Raw genomic sequence first — 20180 nt, forward strand, 5'->3', positions numbered from 1 at the left:
CTAGGCTGTCCGGGTGCCTCGCCCCAGCCTGCAGTCGATGCTGACCGACGCGCGAAGCGGGGTGCTGCTGTTCGGCATCACCCCGCCGCGCCGGAGCGCCACCCAGGAGCGGATCAAGGAGATCGTGGCGGTCACCCTCGGGCGACTGTCCGCTCTGGATCTCGACGGCCTGATCCTGTACGACATCGCCGACGAGTCGGACCGGAACGCGGCCGACCGCCCGTTCCCGTATCTGCCGACCCTCGACCCGGCGGTGTTCCACGCGGAGCACCTCGGCGACTGGGAGCGGCCGGCGATCATCTACCGCTGCGTCGGCAAGTACGACGAGGACGAGTTGCGCACCTGGCTGGCCGGCGTCGACCCGGGCCGGGTGCTGAGCGTCTTCGTCGGCGCCTCGGCCGGCGACCAGCCGGTGCGCACCGACCTGCGCCGCGCCCAGCAGCTGCGCGCGGAGATCCGCCCCGAGCTACCGCTGGGCGCCGTGGTGATCAGCGAGCGGCACGCCCGCTCCGGCGACGAGCACCGGCGCATGCTGGCCAAGCAGGAGCGCGGGTGCGGCTTCTTCGTCTCCCAGGTGATCTACGACGTGGGCGGGACGAAGAACCTGATCTCCGACTACTTCTACGCCTGCCGGGAGCTGGGCCTCCCGCCCCGCCCGATGATCTTCACGCTGTCGCTGTGCGGCTCGGAGAAGACGCTGGAGTTCCTCAAGTGGCTGGGCGTGGACGTGCCGCGCTGGATGGCGAATGCCCTGCGCCACTCGGCCGACCCGCTGGAGGAGTCCTACCGGGAGTGCCTCGGCATCGCCCGCGACCTGCGGGCGTTCTGCGAGCGGCTGGGCATGCCGTACGGCTTCCACGTGGAGAGCGTCTCGATCCGCAAGGCCGAGATCGAGGGTGCGACCCGGCTGGCCGCGGAGATCGGCACCCTGCTGCGCGGCTAGGCGGCGGGTTGCAGTGAAGATAGATCGTCGGCGGTCAGCCGCACGGCGCCGGCCGCGATGTTGTCCCGCAGGTGCTCCTCACGCCCGGTCCCCGGGATGGCGAGCACGTGCGGCCCCTGATGCAGCGTCCACGCCAACCGCACCTGTTGCGGCGTGATCCCGTGCCGGGCGGCGACCCGCGCGACCGCCTCGTCGTGCTCCCCGCTCGGCCCGGCCTCACGCCCCGCCCCCGCGATGGCGAAGAAGGGCACGAACGCTATTCCCCGCTCGCCGCACACGCGTAACAGTTCGGCGTTACGCCGCAGATCAAGCGAGAAACTGTTCTGCACACAGGCGACCGGCGCGATGGCCGCGGCCTCATCCAGTTGCTCGAGCCGCACCGCGGAGAGCCCGAGGTGCCGAATGAGCCCCTCGTCCCGCATTTCCGCCAGGGCCGCGAACCGTTCCCCGATCGAGTCGGTCCCCCGGAAGACCCGCAGATTCACCAGATCCAGGCAGTCCACCCCGAGCCGCCGCAGATTCTCCTCGACCTGATACCGCAACTGCGCGGCCGTCCGAGCCTCACCCCAGGCACCATCCGGCAGGACTCCCGGCCCGACCTTGGTGCCGATCAAAACCTTTCCCGCGTACGGGTGGAGCGCGCGCCGAATGAGCTCGGTCGCATACCGAACGGGCCCGTCCCCCAACCCGAGAATCCCCCCGGGCGAGAAGTAGAAAGCCGCGGTGTCAATGTGGTCGACCCCCAGGTCAACCGCACGCCGCAAGACACGAATCGCATTGTCGCCATCCGGATCCACGGTGAGCCGCATCGACCCAAACCCCATCCGGTTGACAGCTCGATCCCCAAGCAGCCAGGTCCCCGCAGCCGACGCCTCAAGCACCGCAGCACACTACATCGCCCGCGCGATCAGTTGATCGACCCCGGCTCCGCCAGCCACCTGACCTTCTGCCCGGTAACCGCCGCGACCCGTACGAAGTCATGGTCGTAGTGCAGCAGCGTCAGCCCGTGCGCCTCCGCGGTAGCAGCGACGAGCAGATCAACCGGGCTGGCCGAACGATGCGTTCCGCGTGTCGTCATGCCCTCCTGAACGCCCTGGGCGCGCTGGACGGCCCTGTCCGGCATGACCACCCAGCAGTAGGAGCGCCGAAACACCGACTCGATCGCCTGACGATCCGTCATCGACTGGGCACCGCGCAGGACCTCCAACTCGGTGAGCGGGCAGACCGAGAGGACGCCGGCGCCGATCGCCTCCCGCCATGTCGCGCGCAATTCGCTATCGCGCACGAGACGGACGAAGGCGCTCGTGTCGACCAGGAAGCCGTTGGTCCTCATCGGCGATAGTTCCGCTTGTCGAGCAGTTCATCGAACATGCCCGTCTCGGCCATGGCCACGAGCTCGTCGAAGGCCTCGAGTCGCCGCCGACGTTGATCGAACTCGCGAAGCGCCGCGTTGACCGTTTCCTCCCGGCCGGTGGTGCCGAGGTGTTTCGCGGCGCCCGCCAGCGCGTCGTCATCCAGGTTGATGAGAACCTCGCTCATGGACGCCTCCGCCGGTCCGCCGGCATCTTCAAGCATGACGTCAGTTGTCATGAGACTAGCCTAGTCACGTGCCGGCGAGGGCCGCAATACAGGTGAAGACCAAAACCTGAGGTGGGGATCAGAACCTGTTTCGGCCATGCGGGAAGGGCAACGCCGGGGAAGGCTTGCCGAGCACCCCGGCGAGGCTGGAACGATGGGGGCATGCTGGTTGCCTTTTCCGTGACGCCGATCGGTGTGGGTGAGTCGGTGGGAGACCTCGTCGCCGAGGCGGTGCGGGTCGTGCGCGCCTCCGGCCTGCCCAACCGGACCGACGCCATGTTCACCACGATCGAGGGCGAGTGGGACGAGTGCTTCGCCGTCGTCAAGCAGGCCGTCGAGGCCGTGGCCGCGGGCGGCGCCCGGGTCAGCCTGTCGCTCAAGGCCGACGTGCGGCCCGGCGTCACCGACGCGCTCACCGCCAAGGTCGCACACATCGAACGGGCGCTGCAGGAGTGAGACGCCTGGTCATGTGGGACGTCGACTGCACCCTGCTGCGCGGCGGCGGGCTGGCCGGCCGGGCCTGGAAGGCGGCGTTCACCGAGATCACCGGGCTGGAGTGGCTGGCCGATCCGGTTTTCGGCGGGCGCACCGACATGGACATCTGCGCCGAGGTCTTCGCCGCGCACGGCGTCACCGACTGCACGCCCGAGCGGTTCTTCACCCGATACATAGAACATGTCACGAAAAATCGGCATGAGTTCGGGCAGTACGGGGCGCTCATGCCGGGCGTGCGCGCGGTGCTCAGCCGGCTCGGCGACAACCCGAACGTGGTGCAGACGCTCGTGACCGGCAACGTGCCCGAGGTGGCACTGGCCAAGGTGGCCGCCTTCGACCTCACGGACGTCTTCGACGCCGAGGTCGGCGGCTACGGCACCGACGACGCCGTCCGGGCCACCCTGGTGCGGCGCAGCCTGGAGCGGGCCGAGGCGAAGTACGGCGAGCGCTTCGCCCCGGTCGTCGTCGGCGACACCGTGCACGACGTGACGGCGGCGCTGGCCAACGACGCCTACGCGGTCGGCGTGGCCACCGGCTCGACCAAGATGGCCGACCTGGTGCTCGCCGGCGCGCACGCGGTGCTGCCGGATCTCTCCGACGTGGAGGCTACGGTGCGGATTCTGACCCTTTAGGGGGCGCCACCGGGTTGGGCAGGGCCCCGCCGAAGCGGCGGTCGCGCCCGGCGTAGAGCTCGCACGCGTACCAGAGGTGGCGGCGGTCGAAATCGGGCCAGAGGGTGTCGAGGAAGACCATTTCCGCATACGCCGACTGCCACAGCAGGAAGTTGGACGTGCGCTGCTCGCCGGACGGGCGCAGGAACAGATCCACCTCGGGTACCTCGGGATGGTACAGGTATTTCGCGATCGTCTTCTCGTTGACCTTGTCGGGGTTGAGCTTGCCGGCCGCCACGTCCCGGGCGATGGCCGCGGTCGCGTCGGCGATCTCGGCCTGGCCGCCGTAGTTCACGCAGAACTGCAGGGTGAGCGTGCTGTTGCGGCGGGACATCTGCTCGGCGGTCTGCAGCTCCTGGATCACGCTCTTCCACAGCCGCCCGGCCCGGCCCGACCAGACCACCCGCACGCCGAGGTCGACCAGCTGGTCCCGGCGGCGCCGGATGACATCCCGGTTGAAGCCCATCAGGAAGCGCACCTCTTCGGGCGATCGCTTCCAGTTCTCGGTGGAGAACGCGTACGCCGAAAGGTAGGGAATGCCCAGCTCGATCGCGCCCTCGATGGTGTCGAAGAGCGAATACTCCCCCTGCTCGTGGCCCTTGGTACGAGAGAGCCCGCGCTCCTTGGCCCACCGCCCGTTGCCGTCCATCACGAGCGCGACGTGGCGCGGCAGCGACCCCTTGGGCAGCTCGGGCGGGCGGGCCCCGGACAGGTGCGGGGTGGGCGGACGCGGCATCAGAGGGTCTCCCGTCGATCGACAAGCGGGAGCGAGCGCAGCGCCCGCTCCATGTGCCATTGCAGGTGGGCGGCGACCAGGCCGCTGCACTCGCGGCGCACCGGCGGCTCGGACGCGTCGGCGACCGGCCAGTCGCCGTCCGTGAGCGCGCTCATCAGGGCCAGTGTGGCGGGCGCCGGGTGGGCGGCGCCGGGCGGCCGGCAGTCGGGGCAGACCGCGCCGCCGGCCGGCACCGAGAACGCGGCGTGCCGCCCGGGGGCGCCGCAGACCGCGCAGTCGGCGATCGCCGGCGCCCAGCCGGCCGTGGCCATGGCCCGCAACAGATACGCATCGAGCACCAGGCTGCCCGCGTGCTCCCCGGCGGCGAGCGCCTTGAGCGCGCCCAGGGTGAGCTGGAACAGCCGCAGCGACGGCTCGCGCTCGACCGGGGTGAGCCGCTCGGCGGTCTCGGCGATCGCGCTGGCCGCCGTGTAGCGCGGATAGTCGGTGAGGAACTGCTTGCCATACAGCGCGACCGCCTCGACCTGACTGACCGAGTGCAGCGAGCTGCCCACGCCCTCGGGCGAGCCGGCCAGCTGCAGGTCGACGTGGCCGAACGGCTCGAGCCGGGCGCCGAAGCGCGACATCGTGCGCCGCACGCCGCGGGCCACCGCGCGCAGCCGGCCGTGCCGCCGGGTCAGCAGCGTGATGATCCGGTCGCTCTCGCCGAGCTTCTGCACGCGCAGCACCACCGCGTCGTCGCGGTAGAGCTGGCGGCGGTAGCCGGATCCGGTGGGCACGGAAGCCATTCTGCCCCGGCCGTACGACAAACCCTGACCCGGATCTCAGGGTCATCTAGGGGGCGGCTCAGTGAGAGGACCGATGGTGTTCCCCAGGGACCCCCGAATAGCGTCAGGGCCATGACCACGACCCTGATCCGGCGCGCCGGAGTCCTCGCCCTCATCGCCACGACGACGGCCGGCCTCAGCGGCTGCGCCGGGGTGATCGGGGCGAAGATGACCTACGACGACACCGAGAAGGGCAAGATCACCGACATCGTGCTGGCCGGCGGGGGCGGCGACGTGACGGTGACCACCGCCCCGGTGACCGAGACGACGATCCGCCGGGTGGTCCGCCAGGCGTCCAACCCCGGCACGCCGTACCAGCTGCAGGGCACGACGCTGACCCTGGACACCATCTGCGGCATGCACTGCTCGGTCTCGTACGAGATAAAGACCCCGCCCGGCGTGAAGGTACACGGCCGGCTGGGGTCCGGCGACATCCGCCTGGACAGCGTGGCCGACACCGACCTGGAGCTCACCTCGGGCGACCTCACGGTGACCAACGCGACCGGCCCGGTGCAGGTCCGCGCCACCTCCGGCGACATCCACGTCAACGACGCCAAGAGCTCGGTGAAGGTCCAGTCCACCTCGGGCGACATCGAGGCGCTCAACGCCGCCGGCCCGGTCGACGTCCGGGTCACCTCCGGCGACGTGCAGGTGTCGCTGGCCGCGCCGAACTCGGTGACCGCGCACGCCACCAGCGGCGACGTGACGGTCAACGTGCCGGGCGACGGCAAGTACAAGCTGGTGACCAGCCACGGCTCCGGCGATCTCAGCATTCAGGGGCTGGAGAACGACTCGTCCGCGAAGAATGTGATCGACGTGCGGACCGGCAGCGGGGACGTCAACGTAACCTCGGTTTCGTGAGCTTCTACCAGCCGCTGGGCGACGACCACTATGCACCGACCGAGTTCACCGAGTCCCCGTGGGACAGCGCGATGCAGCACGGCGGCCCACCCGCCGCGCTGCTCGGGCGCCTGCTCCGCCTGGACGGCCTGCGGCTGGCCCGGATCACGGTGGACTTTCTCGGGCCGATACCGCGGCGCGAGTTCCGGGTCGAGGTGTCGCCGCTCAAGCCGGGCCGGCTCACCGCGCTCAACGAGGCCCGGATGGTGGTCGACGGCCGGGTCGCGGTGACCGCCCGGGCCTGGCACATCGCGCCCGGCCCGCAGCCGCCGGTGGTGAGCGAGCCGGCGCTGCCGCCGCCGCTGCCCGAGCGGGAGGACGTCTTCGACGGCTCCTGGGGCTACGGCCGGGCGACCGAGTGGCGGATCACCAGGGGCAGCCTGAACGGCTTCGGCGAGACGCACGCGTGGACCCGGGTGCGGATCCCGCTGATCGACGGCGCGCCGATCGACGGGCAGGACCGCGCGCTGATCGTGGCCGATTCGGCGAACGGGCTCTCCGCCGAGCTGCCCTGGGACAAGTGGCTGTCGATCCCGCCGACGCTGACCGCGACCATGCTGCGCGAGACCGGCGACGAGTGGGTGCACATGGCCTGCCGCACGACCCTGAGCGACGACGGCCTGGGCCTGGCCGAGGCGACCCTGTCCGATAGTGGGGGAAAGATCGGGCAGGTCGCCCAGCCGCTACTTGTCCGAGCGCGCTAGCGCGTACGCCGGCGCCGGCGACACGGGCACCCGCCGGCGCGCTGCCCCCGGCAGCAGGGCCGGGCGCCGCCCCGCCGCGACGTCCTCGACCCATCCCACCGCCAGCACGATCAGGCACAGCAGGGCCGCCACCACGGCGAGCCGCCAGCCGATCCCGACCCAGCCGAAGATCGGCAGGCCGGACCACTCGGCGAAGCGGGCGACCGCGACGATCACCGGCACGTGCCACAGGTAGATCGTCAGGGCGCGCGCGTTCAGCACGGTCAGCACCCGGCTCGGCCGCACCATCGGCGACACCCCGAGGGCGACCAGGATGAACGCGGCCGACCAGAGCGCGTTGGCGAGCGGGATGTCGTTCAGGTCGAGCCCGCGCGGCCCCGGATGGGTCAGCGCCCACGCCGCCCCGGCCGCGGCCAGCACCCCCACCAGCCACCACCGGCGGCGTCTGAGCAGACCGTCGTGATGGGCGAAGCCCAGCAGCCAGGCCCCGCCGTACAGGGCCAGGTCGTGCAGCACCGGCGGCGGGCGCAGACCCGCGAAAGTGATCACGGCAAGCGCCCCGTACGGCACCAGAACCGAAACAAGCGGAAATTTCCGGAATGCCAGTAGCAGCACCGGCGACAGCAGCACCAGCCAAAGGAAGTCGCGCAGGTACCACATCGCGGCCAGCCCCTCGAGCCAGAACCCGGTGGCCGGCGGATCCTGCAGCGGGAAGGCCCACAGCAGCACCCGCCAGTCCCAGACCAGCCCGATCCCGAGCATCGCCGGCACCGCGACCCCGACCAGTACCCAGAGCGACGGCAGCAGCCGGTGCAGCCGCTTCTCCACCGCCCACGGTCCGTAGCGGTCGAGCGAGGCGGCCATCAGCGAGCCACCCAGAGCGAACATCACCGACATGGCCGGGAAGACGATGCTGAGCGCGGCCCAGCCGGTGGAGTGGTAGACGACCACGCGGACGGTCGCGACGGCACGCAGCAGGTCCAGGTACTGGTTACGCGTACGCATAGGACCACTGGCTTACCCAAGCCGCGACCAAGGTCACAAATCAGAGTGAATTATCCCATAATACGCAAAACTAGAAGCCCAACTTGCGCAATTGACGGGGATCACGCTGCCACTCCTTGGCCACGCGCACGTGAAGATCGAGATAAACCTTCCCGCCGAGAAGCTGCTCGATCTCTCCCCGGGCCCGGCTGCCGACCTCCTTGAGCCGGACGCCGCGCGAGCCGATCACGATCGACTTCTGGCTGTCCCGCTCCACGTACAGATCCGCGTAAATCTTGGTCAGGCCACCCTCGACGATCATCTCCTCGACCAGCACCGCGATCGAATGCGGCAACTCGTCCCGGACCCCTTCGAGCGCCGCCTCCCGAATCAGCTCGGCGATCAAAACCTGCTCCGGCTCATCGGTCAGCACGTCATCCGGATAAAGCTGCGGCGATTCCGGCAAATACTTGATCATCACGTCCACCAGATGCTGCACCTGATGCCCGGAAACCGCGCTCACCGGCACGACCTCCGCGAAATCGTGCAGCCGGCTGACCGCCAGCAAATGCTCCGCCAGCCGCCGGGAATCGACGAGATCCACCTTGGTGACCACCGCGACGACGGTCGCCTTCAATTCGGCCATCTCGGCCGAGATGAACCGGTCGCCGCGCCCCACCGGCTCGTCCGCCGGGAAACAGATGCCGATCACGTCGACCTCGCTCCACACCTCCCGCACGAGGTCGTTGAGCCGCTCCCCCAGCAATGTCCGCGGTCGATGCAGCCCCGGCGTGTCCACGAGCACGAGCTGCGCATTCTCCCGGTGCAGAATCCCCCGGATCACATGTCGCGTGGTCTGCGGCTTGTTCGACGTGATGGCAATCTTCTGCCCGATGATGGCATTGGTCAGCGTGCTCTTCCCGGCATTCGGCCGCCCCACGAAGCACGCGAATCCGGCCCGGTAAACGCCGTCCGCCGCGTCGCTCCGCGCCGCTTCCACATGCCGGTGCGCCTTCCGAGCGTTTCCCTCCATCATTTTGGGCGTACGCGTGACAGCTACCCCGCCGGTTTCCGGCCGTCCCGCTTTCTCACCAGATCGGCCCCGCTCGCCGCGCTGCCCGGTCCCGCCCGTCCGGTCTTCCCGCGGCCCGCCCCCTGAATGATGCGTCCGGGAACCGCTTTGAGCACCGCCCTGCGGCCCGGCCTCCTCCGCGCCAGCCCGCCCCGCGGCACCCGCACCCGCGCGCCCACCCGAGCCCGCGCCGGCCCGCCCCGCGGCACCCGCACCCGCGCGCCCACCCGAGCCCGCGCCAGCCCGCCCCGCGGCACCACCGGCGGAGCGCTTGGCACCGCCGGCGCCCGACCGCGCCCCGCGTCCGCCGTCGCTCGCGCTCTCGGCCCGCCGGACCGCGCGCCGCTCCTGACGCCGCAGTTCGTTGCGCTCGCCAGGGGTGAGCCGCCGCTCCGCACCCGACTTATCGCCCCCGCCGGATTTGTCGCCCCGGCCCGACTTGTCCCCCACGCCCGGCTTATCGGTCATGCCGTAACCGTGCCGAGCAGCGCGCCGGTCGGGCCGGCCACGTGAATCGGCGCGTCCCCGGACAGGTCACGCACCGCCGCGTGCCCCGCCCCGTCCAGCTCCGACGCCTCGGTGACGACCGCGGCCGCCTCGATCTTCGTTGCGCCGGACGCCGCCGCCGACGCCACCGCGAGCTGCAACGCCGTCACCGCCAGGCTCGGCAGCGCCACCGTCGCCGCGGCATAGGTGCGACCGTCCTGGTCACGTACGGCCGCGCCCTCGACCGCACCCACCCGCGCGCGTGCGCTTCTCGCCAGGGTGACCAGCTTGTTGTCCTCGGCGCTCAGCGCCGAACTGTCGGCGGTGGCGGGAGTCAGGTCAGGCATCGGCGGTCAGTCTTTCCTCGGTCTCGGTCTCGGTATCTGATTCGGCGGGCTGCTCCGGCCGCGCGACCCGGCGCACCAGCACCGAATCGATCCGGTTCCGCCGCCCGGTCGTGCCCTCGGCGACCAGGTGCAGGCCACCCACGTCGACCTCGGCCCCGGGGATCGGCACCCGTCCGAGCGTCTGCGCCAGCAGCCCGCCCACGGTCTCCACCTCGTCGGCGGGCAACTCCACACCGAAGATCTCGCCGAGGTCCTCGATCGGCAGCCGGGCGGTCACCCGCACCGCGCCGTCCTCGAGGTGCTCGACCGGGGGCCGCTCGACGTCGTACTCGTCGGTGATCTCCCCGACGATCTCCTCGAGGATGTCCTCGATCGTGACCAGCCCCGCCGTGCCGCCGTACTCGTCGACGACGATCACCAGGTGGGTGCGGGCCGACTGCATCTCCGACAGCAGGTCGTCCACCGGCTTCGACTCGGGCACGAACGTCGCCGACCGCATCAGCTCGGCCACCGCCTGCGCGGTCGCCGCCGGGTCGCCCGACTGGGTGCTCCGGATCACGTCCTTCAGATAGAGCACGCCCAGCACGTCGTCGACGCTCTCGCCGATCACCGGGATGCGCGAGAAGCCCGACCGCATGAACAGGTAGAGCGCCTGCTCCAAGGTCTTCGACGTCTCAATCCACACCATCTCGGTGCGCGGCACCATCACCTCGCGGGCGATCGTGTCACCCAGCGCGAACACCGAGTGGATCATCTCGCGCTCGCCGTGCTCCACCACGCCGCGCTCCTCGGCGAGGTCCACCAGCTCGCGCAGCTCCACCTGACTGCCGAACGGCCCCTCCGGGAACCCCTTGCCCGGAGTCACCGCGTTGCCGATCAGGATCAGCAGCGAGGCGAGCGGGTTCAGCACCTTGCCCAGCCAGCGGACCAGCGGCGCCGAGGCCCGGCCGACCGCGTACGCGTGCTGCCGACCCACCGTCCGCGGGGCGACGCCGACCACGACGAAGCTGACCACGGTCATCGCGCCCGCCGTGACCAGCGCGGCCCGCCAGCCGACCCCCCAGCTGTCCACGGCCACCAGCGCGATCAGCGTGGTCGCGGTCAGCTCGCAGATCAGCCGCAGCAGGAGCAGCAGGTTGAGGTGGCGCACCACGTCCTTGGCCACCGCGGCCAGCGCCGCCGCGCCCCGCTGCCCCTCCCGGGCCATCTCGGCGGCCCGGGCCGGCGACACCGTGGCCAGCGCCGCGTCGGCCATCGACGCCAGCCCGGCCAGGAACACCAGGGCCAGGGCAACGGAGATCAGTTGTACGTCCGGCAGGCCCGCCGAGGGCTGGCCTGCCGCGAGTAGATGAGCCGGCTCCACGGCGATCAACCGGCCTGCCGGCCGGCCCGCCACGCTTGCAGCAGGCGGTTCTGCAGCGAGAACATCTCCCGCTCCTCCTCCGGCTCGGCGTGGTCGTAGCCGAGCAGGTGCAGGGCACCGTGCACGGTGAGCAGGTGCAGCTCGTCGGCGGCCGGGTGGCCGGCCGCCACCGCCTGCTTGGCGGCCACCTCCGGGGCCAGCACGATGTCGCCGAGCAGCGCCGGCTCACCGCTGCCGGCCTCGCCCGGACCGTGGTCGACGCTGCCCTCGTCCATCGGGAACGCGAGGACGTCGGTGGGGCCGTCACCACCCATCCAGCGGTGGTTCAGCTCGGCCATGTAGTCGATGTCGACGAGCAGGATCGACAGCTCGGCGAGCGGGTTGACCCCCATCTCGTCGAGCGCGTACCGGGCCACCGCGAGGATCGCGTCGGTGTCGACCTCGACTCCCGACTCGTTGGCGATCTCGATGGACATAGGTGTGCTCTTTACCCCTTGAACTCAGCGCCTACGCCCGGACCGGCCACCGCCACTGGCGGCGCGCCCGGGCACGGCATGAACGGATGTGGCGTGTTGCTCCTGCGCCTCGTCGTACCGCGCATAGGCGTCAACGATCTCGGCGACCAACCGGTGCCGGACGACATCGGCGCTGGACAGCTCGGCGAAGTGCACGTCCTCGACATTCTGCAGGATCTCGCGAACCACCTTGAGCCCGCTGGACGTGCCGCCCGGCAGATCCACCTGGGTGATGTCGCCCGTGACCACGATCTTCGATCCGAAGCCGAGCCGAGTCAGGAACATCTTCATCTGCTCGGGCGTCGTGTTCTGCGCCTCGTCCAGAATGATGAACGCGTCGTTAAGACTCCTACCGCGCATATAGGCTAAGGGGGCGACCTCGATCGTGCCGGCGGCCATCAGGCGGGGGATCGACTCCGGGTCGAGCATGTCGTGCAGGGCGTCGTAGAGCGGGCGCAGGTACGGGTCGATCTTCTCGGTGAGGGTGCCGGGCAGGAAGCCCAGCCGCTCGCCGGCCTCGACCGCCGGGCGGGTCAGGATGATGCGGCTGATCTGCTTCGCGGTCAGCGCCTGCACCGCCTTGGCCATCGCCAGGTACGTCTTGCCGGTACCGGCCGGGCCGATGCCGAAGACGATCGTGTTCTCGTCGATGGCGTCGACGTACCGCTTCTGGCCAAGCGTCTTGGGCCGGATGGTGCGCCCGCGCCGGGAGAGGATGTTGAGGGTCAGCACCTCGGCCGGGCGCTCGGACGTGTTCTCCTCGAGCATGGTGGCGGTCCGCCGCACCGAGTCGACGGTGAGCGTCTCGCCCTTCTCGATCAGCTCGATGAGCTCGGAGAAGAGGCGTTCGGCGGTGGCGTTCTCGGCCGGGTCGCCGGTGATGGTGATCTCATTGCCGCGGACGTGCACGTCGCTGGCGAGGGTTCGCTCGATGAGCCGCAGGATTTCATCCTTGGCACCCAGCAGGTTAACCATGATCTTCGGGTCGGATACCGAGATCTTGGTCTGCACCCGCGCCGCGCCGCTGGAGCCCGCGCTGGAAGGGTTCGGCGTACCGGTCATAGGGCGGCCCGCAGGCCTCCGCCACCTGCTCTCATCTGCTGCGTCGCTGACACCGGCGACGGGTAGGAAAGGATCGTGCCATCGTATCCGGTTGGCCGGTTCGCCGCCGATGCCATTATCGGTCGCTCACTCGTCGCCGTCCCACGCCGCGCCACCGTCGAAGGTCTCCTGCACCCGGGTGAAGCGGTATGTCGCCCAGTGCATCCGGACGATCACCCCGTGCTCATCGCGGGTGAGCCGCAGCAACTCGCCGGCCTCCCGCCCGGCGACGGTCCGCAGCACGTCGGGCCGGCCGGGCAGCGGCCGGAAGACGGCCGGCGGCCGGTCGGCCGGCGACCCGGCGATCCGGGCCTGCAGCGCGCCCTCGTGCCAGGAGAAGACGAACTGGCCGCCCTCGCTCCACCACACGCCGAGCGCCGATCGGTATTCGCGGGGCGCGGGCGGCGCCGGCCGCCACGGCTTGATCTCGGCCGGGTCGGCGTCGACGGCGATCCGGAGCAGCTCGTGCACCAGTTCGTTGATCTCCCCGGCGGTGCCGGAGGAGCCGAGCACCGCGGCGCCGAGCCCGTCCGGCGCCGCGTCGCCGCGGCGACCGTAGACGCCGGCCAGGAAGCCGGGCATGGCGCCGTCGTGGCCGACGTGCACGGCCCGGCGGGCCTGCGGGGCGAGGATCAGGCCGAGGCCGAAGCCGCTGGCCCAGACCGTCTCCTCGCGGGGCGTGAGCGGCCAGCGCATCTCCTCGAGGGTGGCCGCGGCGAGCACCTTGCCGTCCGGGTCGGCGGTCTCCGGGGAGACCAGGAACGCGGCCCAGCGGGCCATGTCGGTGGCGGTGCTCCACAGCTGGGCGGCGGGGCCGACGCCGCCGAGGTCGGGTTGCGGCTCGGGGCGGGCGGCGTCGGAGTATTCGTCGACGAGGTAGCCGACCGCGGCCTGGGCCGGCCGGCCGACGGTGGTGGCGGCCAGCCCGAGCGGGGTGAGGATGCGGTCGGCGAGCAGGTCGTCCCAGGTCGTGCCGTGCAGCTTGGCTACCAGCTGGCCGAGCACGGCGAAGCCGAGGTTGGAGTAGTGGAACCGCCGGGCGTTGGGCAGCACCCGCTCGGCCTGGTCGAGCTGGGCGAGCAGGTCGGCGGCGCCCGGGGTGACCAGGGTGTCCCACACGTCGCCGGCCGGTTCGCGCTGGAAGCCGGCGGTGTGCGAGAGCAGCCGGCGCGGGGTGGCGTCGCCGTGCGCGGGCACGTCGAGGTACGCCGAGATCGGCCGGTCGAGGTCGAGCAGCCCCTCGTCGCGGGCCCGCATGACGAGGACCGCGGTGAAGGTCTTGGTGACCGAGCCGATCCGGAAGCGGGTGTCCGGGCCGAGCGGGTGGTCCGGGTTGCCGGAGTCGCCGACGGTGAGCACCCAGGGCTCGCGGTCGGCCCGGTGCAGCGCGACCGACAGGGCCGGGACGCGGCCGTCGGCCTGGGCCTTGCGGGCGGCGCGCTCGAAGCGGGCAGTGGCGCTCATCGGGGGGCCAGCATCGGGCCGAGTGGCTCGCCGCCGAGGACGTGGGCGTGCACGTGGAACACTTCCTGCCCGGCGTATTCCCCGGTGTTGAAGAGCAACCGGAAGCCCTCCATGAGCAGGCCCTCGCCCTCGGCCACCGCGGCGCAGGCGGCCAGGAGGTCGGCGGAGCCGGCCGGATCGTTCCGGGCGAGGGTGACCACGTCGGGGTGGTGCTCCTTGGGGATCACCAGGACGTGCACCGGCGCCTTCGGGTCGATGTCCCGGAACGCGAGCGTGGTGTCGGTCTCGTGCACGACCGTGGCCGGGATCTCGCCCGCGACGATGCGGCAGAACAGGCAGTTGTTGTCCACCTACGAGATCTTAGGGTGAGTGGATGGTCGACATTCAGGACGTCATCGGGCGGCTCAGCCTCGAGGAAAAAGTGTCGCTGCTGGCCGGGCAGGATTTCTGGTCGCTGCCCGCGATCGAGCGGATCGGGCTGCGGTCGCTGGTGATGTCGGACGGGCCGATCGGCGTACGCGGGACGGGCTGGGCGCCGGACGATCCGTCGGTCGCGCTGCCGAGCCCGACCGCGCTCGCCGCGGCCTGGGACCCGGCGCTGGCCGAGACGGCGGGCCGGCTGCTGGGTCAGGAGGCGCGGCGCAAGGGCGTGCACGTGGTGCTCGGCCCGACGGTGAATCTGCAGCGGACCCCGCTCGGCGGCCGGCATTTCGAGTGCTATTCGGAGGATCCGCTGCTCAGCGGCGAGATCGCGGTGGGCTTCGTGCGCGGCGTGCAGGCGCAGGGAGTGGGCACCACGGTGAAGCATCTGGTCGGCAACGACTTCGAGACCGACCGGATGGAGGTGGACGTCCGGATCGACGAGCGGACGCTGCGCGAGATCTACCTGGCGCCGTTCGAGCGGGTCGTCGCGGCCGGCGGGTGGGGCGTGATGAGCGCGTACAACGGGGTGAACGGCTCGCCGATGGCCTCGAACAGGCGGATCCAGCAGGAGATCCTCAAGGACGAGTGGGGCTTCGACGGCGTGGTCGTCTCGGACTGGCGGGCGGCCCGTTCGACGGTGGGCGCGGCGCTGGGCGGGCTCGACATCGCCATGCCGCAATTGGAGAACCCGTGGGGCGCGGCGCTGGTGGCGGCGGTCCGGTCCGGCGAGGTGCCGGAGGAGCTGATCGACGACAAGGTACGCCGGGTGCTGCGCCTGGACGCCCGGGTGGGCGCCCTCGGCACCCCGGCGGAGATCTCGGATGTGTACGACGGTGACCGGATCGCGCACGAGGTGGCGGCCCGCTCCTTCGTGCTGGCCCGCAACGAGAATTTCACGCTTCCGCTCGAGCCGGCCGCCCTGACCCGGGTGGCGGTGATCGGCGCGCTCGCGATGGACGCGCGGGTGCTCGGCGGCGGCAGCGCGCAGGTGTCCCCGCCGCACACGATCTCCCCGTTGGAGGGCCTGGCCCGCGCGCTGTCCGGAGTGGACGTCGAGTATGCCGTCGGTGCCGACCCGCGCCCGTTCCTGCCCGCCCTGCACGGCCCGACCCGGGTGACCATTGGCTCGCACTCCTTCAGCGTCGACCCCGCCGCGGTCCGCTGGATCGGCTCGCTCCCCGGCGGCCTGGACCCCGCGCGGGTCGACGGCCTCCGCCTGGAGACCACCTGCACTCCGGACGAGACCGGCCCGCACACCTTCGCGGTCTCCGGTTTCGGCACCTTCCAACTGAAGATCAACAACATGCTTGCGTACGAGGGTTCGCTGCACCCGCCGAACACCGGCCGTGCCGAGCTGCTGCTGTTGCCGCGCGAGCAACGGGTCACCGTCGAGCTGACCGCCGGCGTGCCCGCCGAGATCGTCCTCGACCAGTTCATCGCCCCCGGCGCCGCCCATTCGGTGGCCACCACCCTGGGTCACCGCCCGCCGCGCCCCGACGAGGACGGGATGATCGAGGAGGCCGTCCGGCTGGCCGCCGAGTCCGAGGTGGCGGTGGTCGTGGTCGGCACCACCGAGCAGGTCGAGTCCGAGGGCTTCGACCGCACGTCGCTGGCCCTGCCCGGCCGTCAGGACGAACTGGTCTCCCGGGTGGCGGCGGCCAACCCGCGCACGATCGTCGTGGTGAACGCCGGCTCCCCGGTCCTGATGCCGTGGTCGTCCGAGGTGGCGGCGATCCTGCTGACCTGGTTCCCGGGTCAGGAGGGCGGCGCCGCCCTGGCCGACGTCCTGCTCGGCGTGACCGAGCCCGGCGGCCGGCTGCCCACGACGTGGCCCCGGGCCGAGGCCGACTGCCCGGTCCTCGCCATCGAGCCCCGGGACGGCGTGGTCTCGTACGACGAAGGGGTCTTCGTCGGCTATCGGGGCTGGCTGCGCTCCGGCAAGGCCCCGCTCTACGCGTTCGGCCACGGGCTCGGCTACACCACGTGGACCTACGACGAGCTGGCGGTCGACGCCACCGAGGCGATGGTCACGGTGAGCAACACGGGCGCCCGCACCGGCCGCGAGGTGATCCAGGTGTACGTCTCCCCCACCACCCCCGACCCGTCCCGCCCGTCGCGTTGGCTGGCCGGCTTCGCCAACCTCGAGGCCCACCCCGGCGAAACGGTCACGGTCCGGGTCCCGCTCCCCGAGCGCACGTTCCAGCTCTGGAACAACGGCTGGCAGACCATCCCCGGCGACTACACCATCCATGCCGCCCACGCCGTCGACGACCTCCGCCTGTCGGCAACCCTGACGATCCCGGAGGAATCAGCAGCGGGACTGCCAGGCCGCCCATAGCTCGGCGTAGCGGCCGCCGGCCGCGACCAGTTCGGTGTGGGTGCCCTCCTCCAGGACCGTGCCGTGTTCGAGGACCACTATGCGGTCGGCGGTGGCCGCCTGGGTCAGGCGGTGGGCCACCAGCAGCGTGGTGCGGCCCCGGGTCGCGGCCAGCGCCGACTCCTCCAGGGCCCGGGCGCCCGCGCTGCCCGCCTCCGCGGTCGCCTCGTCCAGGATCGCCACGGCCGGGTCGAGCAGCACGAGGCGGGCCAGCGCCAGCTGCTGGCCCTGCGCGGCGGTCAGCGGATGCCCGCCCTCGCCCACCAGCGTCTGCAGGCCGGCCGGCAGCGCCGTGGCCCAGTCCAGCGCGCCGACCGTCGCCAGGGCCTGCCGGACCTCCAGGATCGACGCGGACGGGCGGGCCAGCCGCACGTCCTCGACCAGCGGGCCGGCGAAGACGTGGGTCTCCTGGCTGATCACCGCGATGACGCCGGGCGCCAGGTCGTCGACGGGGATGCCGCCGGCGTACGCCGTACCGCACTGCGGGCGCAAGATGCCCGCGGCGATGGACGCCACCGTGGTTTTCCCGGCTCCGGTGGAGCCGACCAGCGCGACCCGCTCGCCCGGTGCGACCCGCAGGGTGATCTCGCGCAGCACCGGCACCCGCTCGTCGTAGGCGAAGCACACGTGGTCGAGCTCCAGGTCGGCCTTGTCCAGCCGGATGTCGCCGGCCGGCGCGACCGGCAGCGTGCCCACGCCGACCAGCCGGGCCAGGCTCGCGCCCGCCTCCTGGATCTCGTCGAAGGTGAACAGGATCATCCCGATCGGGTTGAACAGCCGGTGGAAGAGCACGGCCGCGGCCGCCGTCTCGCCGACCGTGACCCAGCCGGCCCGGACGAACCAGAAGCCGGCCGCCAGGATCGTGGCGAGGCCGACCAGCTCAGCCCGGTTGATCCGCCCGACGAACCGGGTGAACAGGGTGAACACGCCGATCGACAGGTCCCGGGCGCGGGCCGAGGCGCCGTCGATCGCGGTCAGGTGCCGATCCTCGATCCGGTACGCGTGGACCGTCCGCACCCCTTGCAGGCTCTCCATGAGCAGTTGCGAGCGGGCCCCGATCGCCGCGCGCTCCCGGGCGTAGATCGGCGCCGAGCGGGGCAGGTACCAGCGCAGCGCGGCCAGGTAGAGGGGCATGGCGGCGAGCCCGGCCAGCCCCAGCCGCCAGTCGAGGCCGAACATGGCGGTGACGCTGAGCGTGGCCAGCAGGACCGCCGAGATGACCGTGGGCAGCACCTCGGCGGCGGCCGCCCCGATCGCGGCGACGTCGGCGCCGACCCGGGAGAGCAGGTCGCCGCGCCCGGCCCGGTCGAGCACGGTGGCCGGCAACCGCAGGGCGATGCCGACCGTCTCCTCGCGGAGCGTGGCGAGGATCCGTTCGCCGAGGCGGCTCACCAGGGCCGTGGTGACGCCCGACGCGACGCCGCCGATCAGCGCCGCGACGACCACGACGAGCGCGATCGGGAAGAGGGCGGCGGGGTGGGCGTGCTCCCGTACGAGATCGACCAGCCGGCCCAGCGCGGTCACCGGAACCACCGACGCGGTCGCGGCGACCAGCCCGACGGCGATCGTGACCGCCAGCTCGAGCCGGCGGGTCCGCAGCTGGCCGAGCAGCCAGCCGCCGGTCTGCCCGGGCGTGGCGACGGGCAGGGTCATCGCAGCACCGCCGCGCGGTATCCGGGGTCGACGGCGACCAGCGAGGCGTGCGTGCCGGTCGCGACGATCTCGCCGTCGCGCAGCACCACCACCCGGTCGGTGACCGCGAGCAGCGCCGGGCTGGTGGTGACGATCAGGGTGCCGAGCGTGGAGCCGGGGCTGTGCCGCAGGTCGCGGATGCCCCGGGCGATCGCGTGCTCGGTGACCGCGTCGACCGCGGTGGTGGGGTCGTGCAGCACCAGCAGCCGGGGCATGGCGAGCAGCGCCCGGGCCAGGGCGAGCCGTTGCCGCTGGCCGCCGGAGAGGGCGGAGCCGCGCTCGGCGATCGCGTGGTCGAGCCCGTCGGGGTGGGCGTCGACCACGTCGTCGGCGGCCGAGGCGTCGAGCACTTCATCCAGGCCGATTTGTCGCGACAGAACGATGTTTTCCCGAATCGTTCCGGAGAACAGTTCGGGGTGGTGGGGCGCGACCAAGGTGTCCGGCGAGCCGTCGTCGTACAGCAGGAGCAACTCCGACGGATCGGTCTCGACCACCACGCCGAGGCACTCCCCCGACGTCGGCAGAACCGGCGGCCCGGACAGATCGCCCGCGACCGGCGTAGCCGAGAGCACCTCCGAGATCCGATCGGCCGAGGCCCGGGCGGTCGCCACCCAGGACGGCGCCGCCGACAGCGTCCCGAACGGCTCCCCCAGGAACGCGGCCAGCCCGATCACCGTGATCAGCTCCCCCGCGCTGATCCGCCCGGTCAGCGCGAACCAGCCCGCCGCGATCGCGATCCCGCAGGCCAGCAGCGTGCTCACGGTGGTCGAGGCGGCCTGGAACCCGCCCTGGGTGCCGGCCGCGAGCAGCGTCGCCCGCAGCGACTCCCGGCTGACCGAGTGGTACCGGGCGTCCGCCGCCTCCTGCGCGCCGATGCCGCGCAGCGGCCGCAACCCGGTGACCAGGTCGGTGGCGAGCGACGAGGCGCGGCCGGCGACCTCCTGCCGGGTGGCCACCCGCCGGGTGATCAGCGGTGCCGCTCGCTGCAGCGCGATCAGCACGACCGGGGTTCCGGCCAGCACGACCAGGCCCAGCGGTACGGAGATCAGGCACAGCCCGACCGCGCTGACCGCCGTCGCGACCAGCGCCCCGATGATCCGCGGCACGTAGTCCAGCAGATAGGACGCGTGATCGGCGTCGGTGGCCGAGATGGTGAGCACGTCCCCGGTGCGCACCTCGGCGCGCGGGTCGAGCACCTTGGCGGCGACCTCGAGCCGCAGCGCGTGCGACTCGTCGGCCAGCGCCCGCATCAACTGCCGGGCCCCGGTCCGGTACGCCGTGGTCAGCAGCAGGAACAGCAGCCCGAGCAGACCCACCCACTCGGCCAGCCGGGCCAGCGACCCGGTCGCCACCGCCCGGTCGACGGTCTCCCCGATGAGGATCGGCACGGTCGCCTCGCACCCCTGGTGCAACGCGATCAGCGCGCACCCGGCCATCAGCCGCCATCGATTGCGGGCGACCGCCCGCCAGAGGATGTTCACCGCGTCCTCCCTTGCCCGGCG

21 protein-coding genes are annotated in these 20180 nt (G+C 71.8%); 6 read left to right on the forward strand and 15 right to left on the reverse strand.

All coding sequences use genetic code 11. The annotated features are described in order from the left end of the window. The first annotated feature begins 13 nt into the window (after window positions 1-13). Complete coding sequence (locus IH26_RS0124355) at window positions 14-943, forward strand: methylenetetrahydrofolate reductase (RefSeq protein ID WP_245665464.1); 930 nt, start codon at window positions 14-16, stop codon at window positions 941-943. Here the strand turns inward: IH26_RS0124355 and IH26_RS0124360 are convergent. The 3 genes from IH26_RS0124360 to IH26_RS0124370 all read right to left on the reverse strand — a co-directional run bounded on the left by IH26_RS0124360 (window position 940) and on the right by IH26_RS0124370 (window position 2533). Next, the gene (locus tag IH26_RS0124360; protein WP_211268744.1) at window positions 940-1767 is read right to left on the reverse strand and encodes an aldo/keto reductase; all 828 of its coding nucleotides are present in this window, start codon (window positions 1765-1767) and stop codon (window positions 940-942) included. The two genes, IH26_RS0124355 and IH26_RS0124360, sit on opposite strands and share 4 nt — an antisense overlap. Before the next feature lie 83 nt (window positions 1768-1850). Beyond that, the gene (locus IH26_RS0124365; RefSeq protein WP_030438545.1) at window positions 1851-2276 is read right to left on the reverse strand and encodes a PIN domain nuclease; all 426 of its coding nucleotides are present in this window, start codon (window positions 2274-2276) and stop codon (window positions 1851-1853) included. Then, a complete protein-coding gene (locus tag IH26_RS0124370) occupies window positions 2273-2533 on the reverse strand; it encodes a type II toxin-antitoxin system VapB family antitoxin (protein ID WP_245665465.1) in 261 nt (86 codons plus the stop codon). The genes IH26_RS0124365 and IH26_RS0124370 overlap by 4 nt, the downstream gene beginning before the upstream one ends. A 150-nt stretch (window positions 2534-2683) precedes the next feature. Here IH26_RS0124370 and IH26_RS0124375 point away from each other — a divergent pair, with 150 nt between their 5' ends. Together IH26_RS0124375 and IH26_RS0124380 are read left to right on the forward strand one after the other, a co-directional pair. After that, window positions 2684-2977, forward strand: a complete 294-nt coding sequence (locus IH26_RS0124375) for an MTH1187 family thiamine-binding protein (RefSeq protein WP_030438547.1) — start codon at window positions 2684-2686, stop codon at window positions 2975-2977. Next, window positions 2974-3648: an HAD family hydrolase gene (locus IH26_RS0124380; protein ID WP_245665467.1), complete on the forward strand. Its 675-nt coding sequence runs from the start codon at window positions 2974-2976 to the stop codon at window positions 3646-3648. Before IH26_RS0124375 ends, IH26_RS0124380 begins: the two co-directional genes overlap by 4 nt. On the opposite strand, the gene IH26_RS0124385 is transcribed toward IH26_RS0124380, so the two are convergent. Together IH26_RS0124385 and recO are read right to left on the reverse strand one after the other, a co-directional pair. Continuing rightward, window positions 3623-4423, reverse strand: a complete 801-nt coding sequence (locus tag IH26_RS0124385) for an isoprenyl transferase (RefSeq protein WP_030438549.1) — start codon at window positions 4421-4423, stop codon at window positions 3623-3625. The genes IH26_RS0124380 and IH26_RS0124385 overlap by 26 nt on opposite strands. Continuing rightward, window positions 4423-5211, reverse strand: a complete 789-nt coding sequence (recO, locus tag IH26_RS0124390) for a DNA repair protein RecO (RefSeq protein WP_030438550.1) — start codon at window positions 5209-5211, stop codon at window positions 4423-4425. The genes IH26_RS0124385 and recO overlap by 1 nt, the downstream gene beginning before the upstream one ends. A gap of 111 nt (window positions 5212-5322) precedes the next feature. Here recO and IH26_RS0124395 point away from each other — a divergent pair, with 111 nt between their 5' ends. Both IH26_RS0124395 and IH26_RS0124400 read left to right on the forward strand, forming a co-directional pair. Continuing rightward, the gene (locus IH26_RS0124395) at window positions 5323-6111 is read left to right on the forward strand and encodes a DUF4097 family beta strand repeat-containing protein (protein ID WP_030438551.1); all 789 of its coding nucleotides are present in this window, start codon (window positions 5323-5325) and stop codon (window positions 6109-6111) included. Beyond that, on the forward strand, window positions 6108-6854 hold the full coding sequence (locus tag IH26_RS0124400) for a thioesterase family protein (RefSeq protein ID WP_030438552.1): 747 nt from the start codon (window positions 6108-6110) through the stop codon (window positions 6852-6854). Before IH26_RS0124395 ends, IH26_RS0124400 begins: the two co-directional genes overlap by 4 nt. Here the strand turns inward: IH26_RS0124400 and IH26_RS0124405 are convergent. The 8 genes from IH26_RS0124405 to IH26_RS0124440 all read right to left on the reverse strand — a co-directional run bounded on the left by IH26_RS0124405 (window position 6834) and on the right by IH26_RS0124440 (window position 14536). Beyond that, a complete protein-coding gene (locus IH26_RS0124405) occupies window positions 6834-7859 on the reverse strand; it encodes an acyltransferase family protein (protein ID WP_030438553.1) in 1026 nt (341 codons plus the stop codon). The genes IH26_RS0124400 and IH26_RS0124405 overlap by 21 nt on opposite strands. Window positions 7860-7929: 70 nt before the next feature. Further along, window positions 7930-8874 (reverse strand): GTPase Era, encoded by a 945-nt coding sequence (gene era, locus IH26_RS0124410; protein ID WP_245665478.1) that lies wholly within the window; start codon window positions 8872-8874, stop codon window positions 7930-7932. A gap of 500 nt (window positions 8875-9374) precedes the next feature. Further along, entirely contained in the window at window positions 9375-9743 is a 369-nt protein-coding gene (locus IH26_RS0124415) for a hypothetical protein (protein WP_030438555.1), read from the reverse strand. Further along, a complete protein-coding gene (locus IH26_RS0124420) occupies window positions 9736-11106 on the reverse strand; it encodes a hemolysin family protein (RefSeq protein WP_030438556.1) in 1371 nt (456 codons plus the stop codon). The genes IH26_RS0124415 and IH26_RS0124420 overlap by 8 nt, the downstream gene beginning before the upstream one ends. Before the next feature lie 5 nt (window positions 11107-11111). After that, window positions 11112-11582 carry an rRNA maturation RNase YbeY gene (gene ybeY, locus IH26_RS0124425; protein WP_030438557.1) on the reverse strand — a complete coding sequence of 157 codons (471 nt, stop codon included), beginning with the start codon at window positions 11580-11582 and terminating at the stop codon, window positions 11112-11114. A 24-nt stretch (window positions 11583-11606) separates the two neighbouring features. After that, the gene (locus tag IH26_RS0124430; protein ID WP_030438558.1) at window positions 11607-12683 is read right to left on the reverse strand and encodes a PhoH family protein; all 1077 of its coding nucleotides are present in this window, start codon (window positions 12681-12683) and stop codon (window positions 11607-11609) included. 126 nt (window positions 12684-12809) lie between these two features. Beyond that, window positions 12810-14186: a serine hydrolase domain-containing protein gene (locus IH26_RS0124435; RefSeq protein ID WP_030438559.1), complete on the reverse strand. Its 1377-nt coding sequence runs from the start codon at window positions 14184-14186 to the stop codon at window positions 12810-12812. Further along, the gene (locus tag IH26_RS0124440) at window positions 14183-14536 is read right to left on the reverse strand and encodes a histidine triad nucleotide-binding protein (protein WP_030438560.1); all 354 of its coding nucleotides are present in this window, start codon (window positions 14534-14536) and stop codon (window positions 14183-14185) included. The genes IH26_RS0124435 and IH26_RS0124440 overlap by 4 nt, the downstream gene beginning before the upstream one ends. A 23-nt stretch (window positions 14537-14559) precedes the next feature. Here IH26_RS0124440 and IH26_RS0124445 point away from each other — a divergent pair, with 23 nt between their 5' ends. Next, window positions 14560-16947 carry a glycoside hydrolase family 3 protein gene (locus tag IH26_RS0124445; protein ID WP_030438561.1) on the forward strand — a complete coding sequence of 796 codons (2388 nt, stop codon included), beginning with the start codon at window positions 14560-14562 and terminating at the stop codon, window positions 16945-16947. Here the strand turns inward: IH26_RS0124445 and IH26_RS0124450 are convergent. Both IH26_RS0124450 and IH26_RS0124455 read right to left on the reverse strand, forming a co-directional pair. After that, window positions 16918-18639 (reverse strand): ABC transporter ATP-binding protein, encoded by a 1722-nt coding sequence (locus tag IH26_RS0124450; protein WP_030438562.1) that lies wholly within the window; start codon window positions 18637-18639, stop codon window positions 16918-16920. The genes IH26_RS0124445 and IH26_RS0124450 overlap by 30 nt on opposite strands. Then, window positions 18636-20159, reverse strand: a complete 1524-nt coding sequence (locus IH26_RS0124455; RefSeq protein ID WP_030438563.1) for an ABC transporter transmembrane domain-containing protein — start codon at window positions 20157-20159, stop codon at window positions 18636-18638. Before IH26_RS0124455 ends, IH26_RS0124450 begins: the two co-directional genes overlap by 4 nt. Window positions 20160-20180 lie beyond the last annotated feature (21 nt).

The organism is Actinoplanes subtropicus (assembly GCF_000721705.1).
Taxonomy (GTDB): domain Bacteria; phylum Actinomycetota; class Actinomycetes; order Mycobacteriales; family Micromonosporaceae; genus Actinoplanes; species Actinoplanes subtropicus.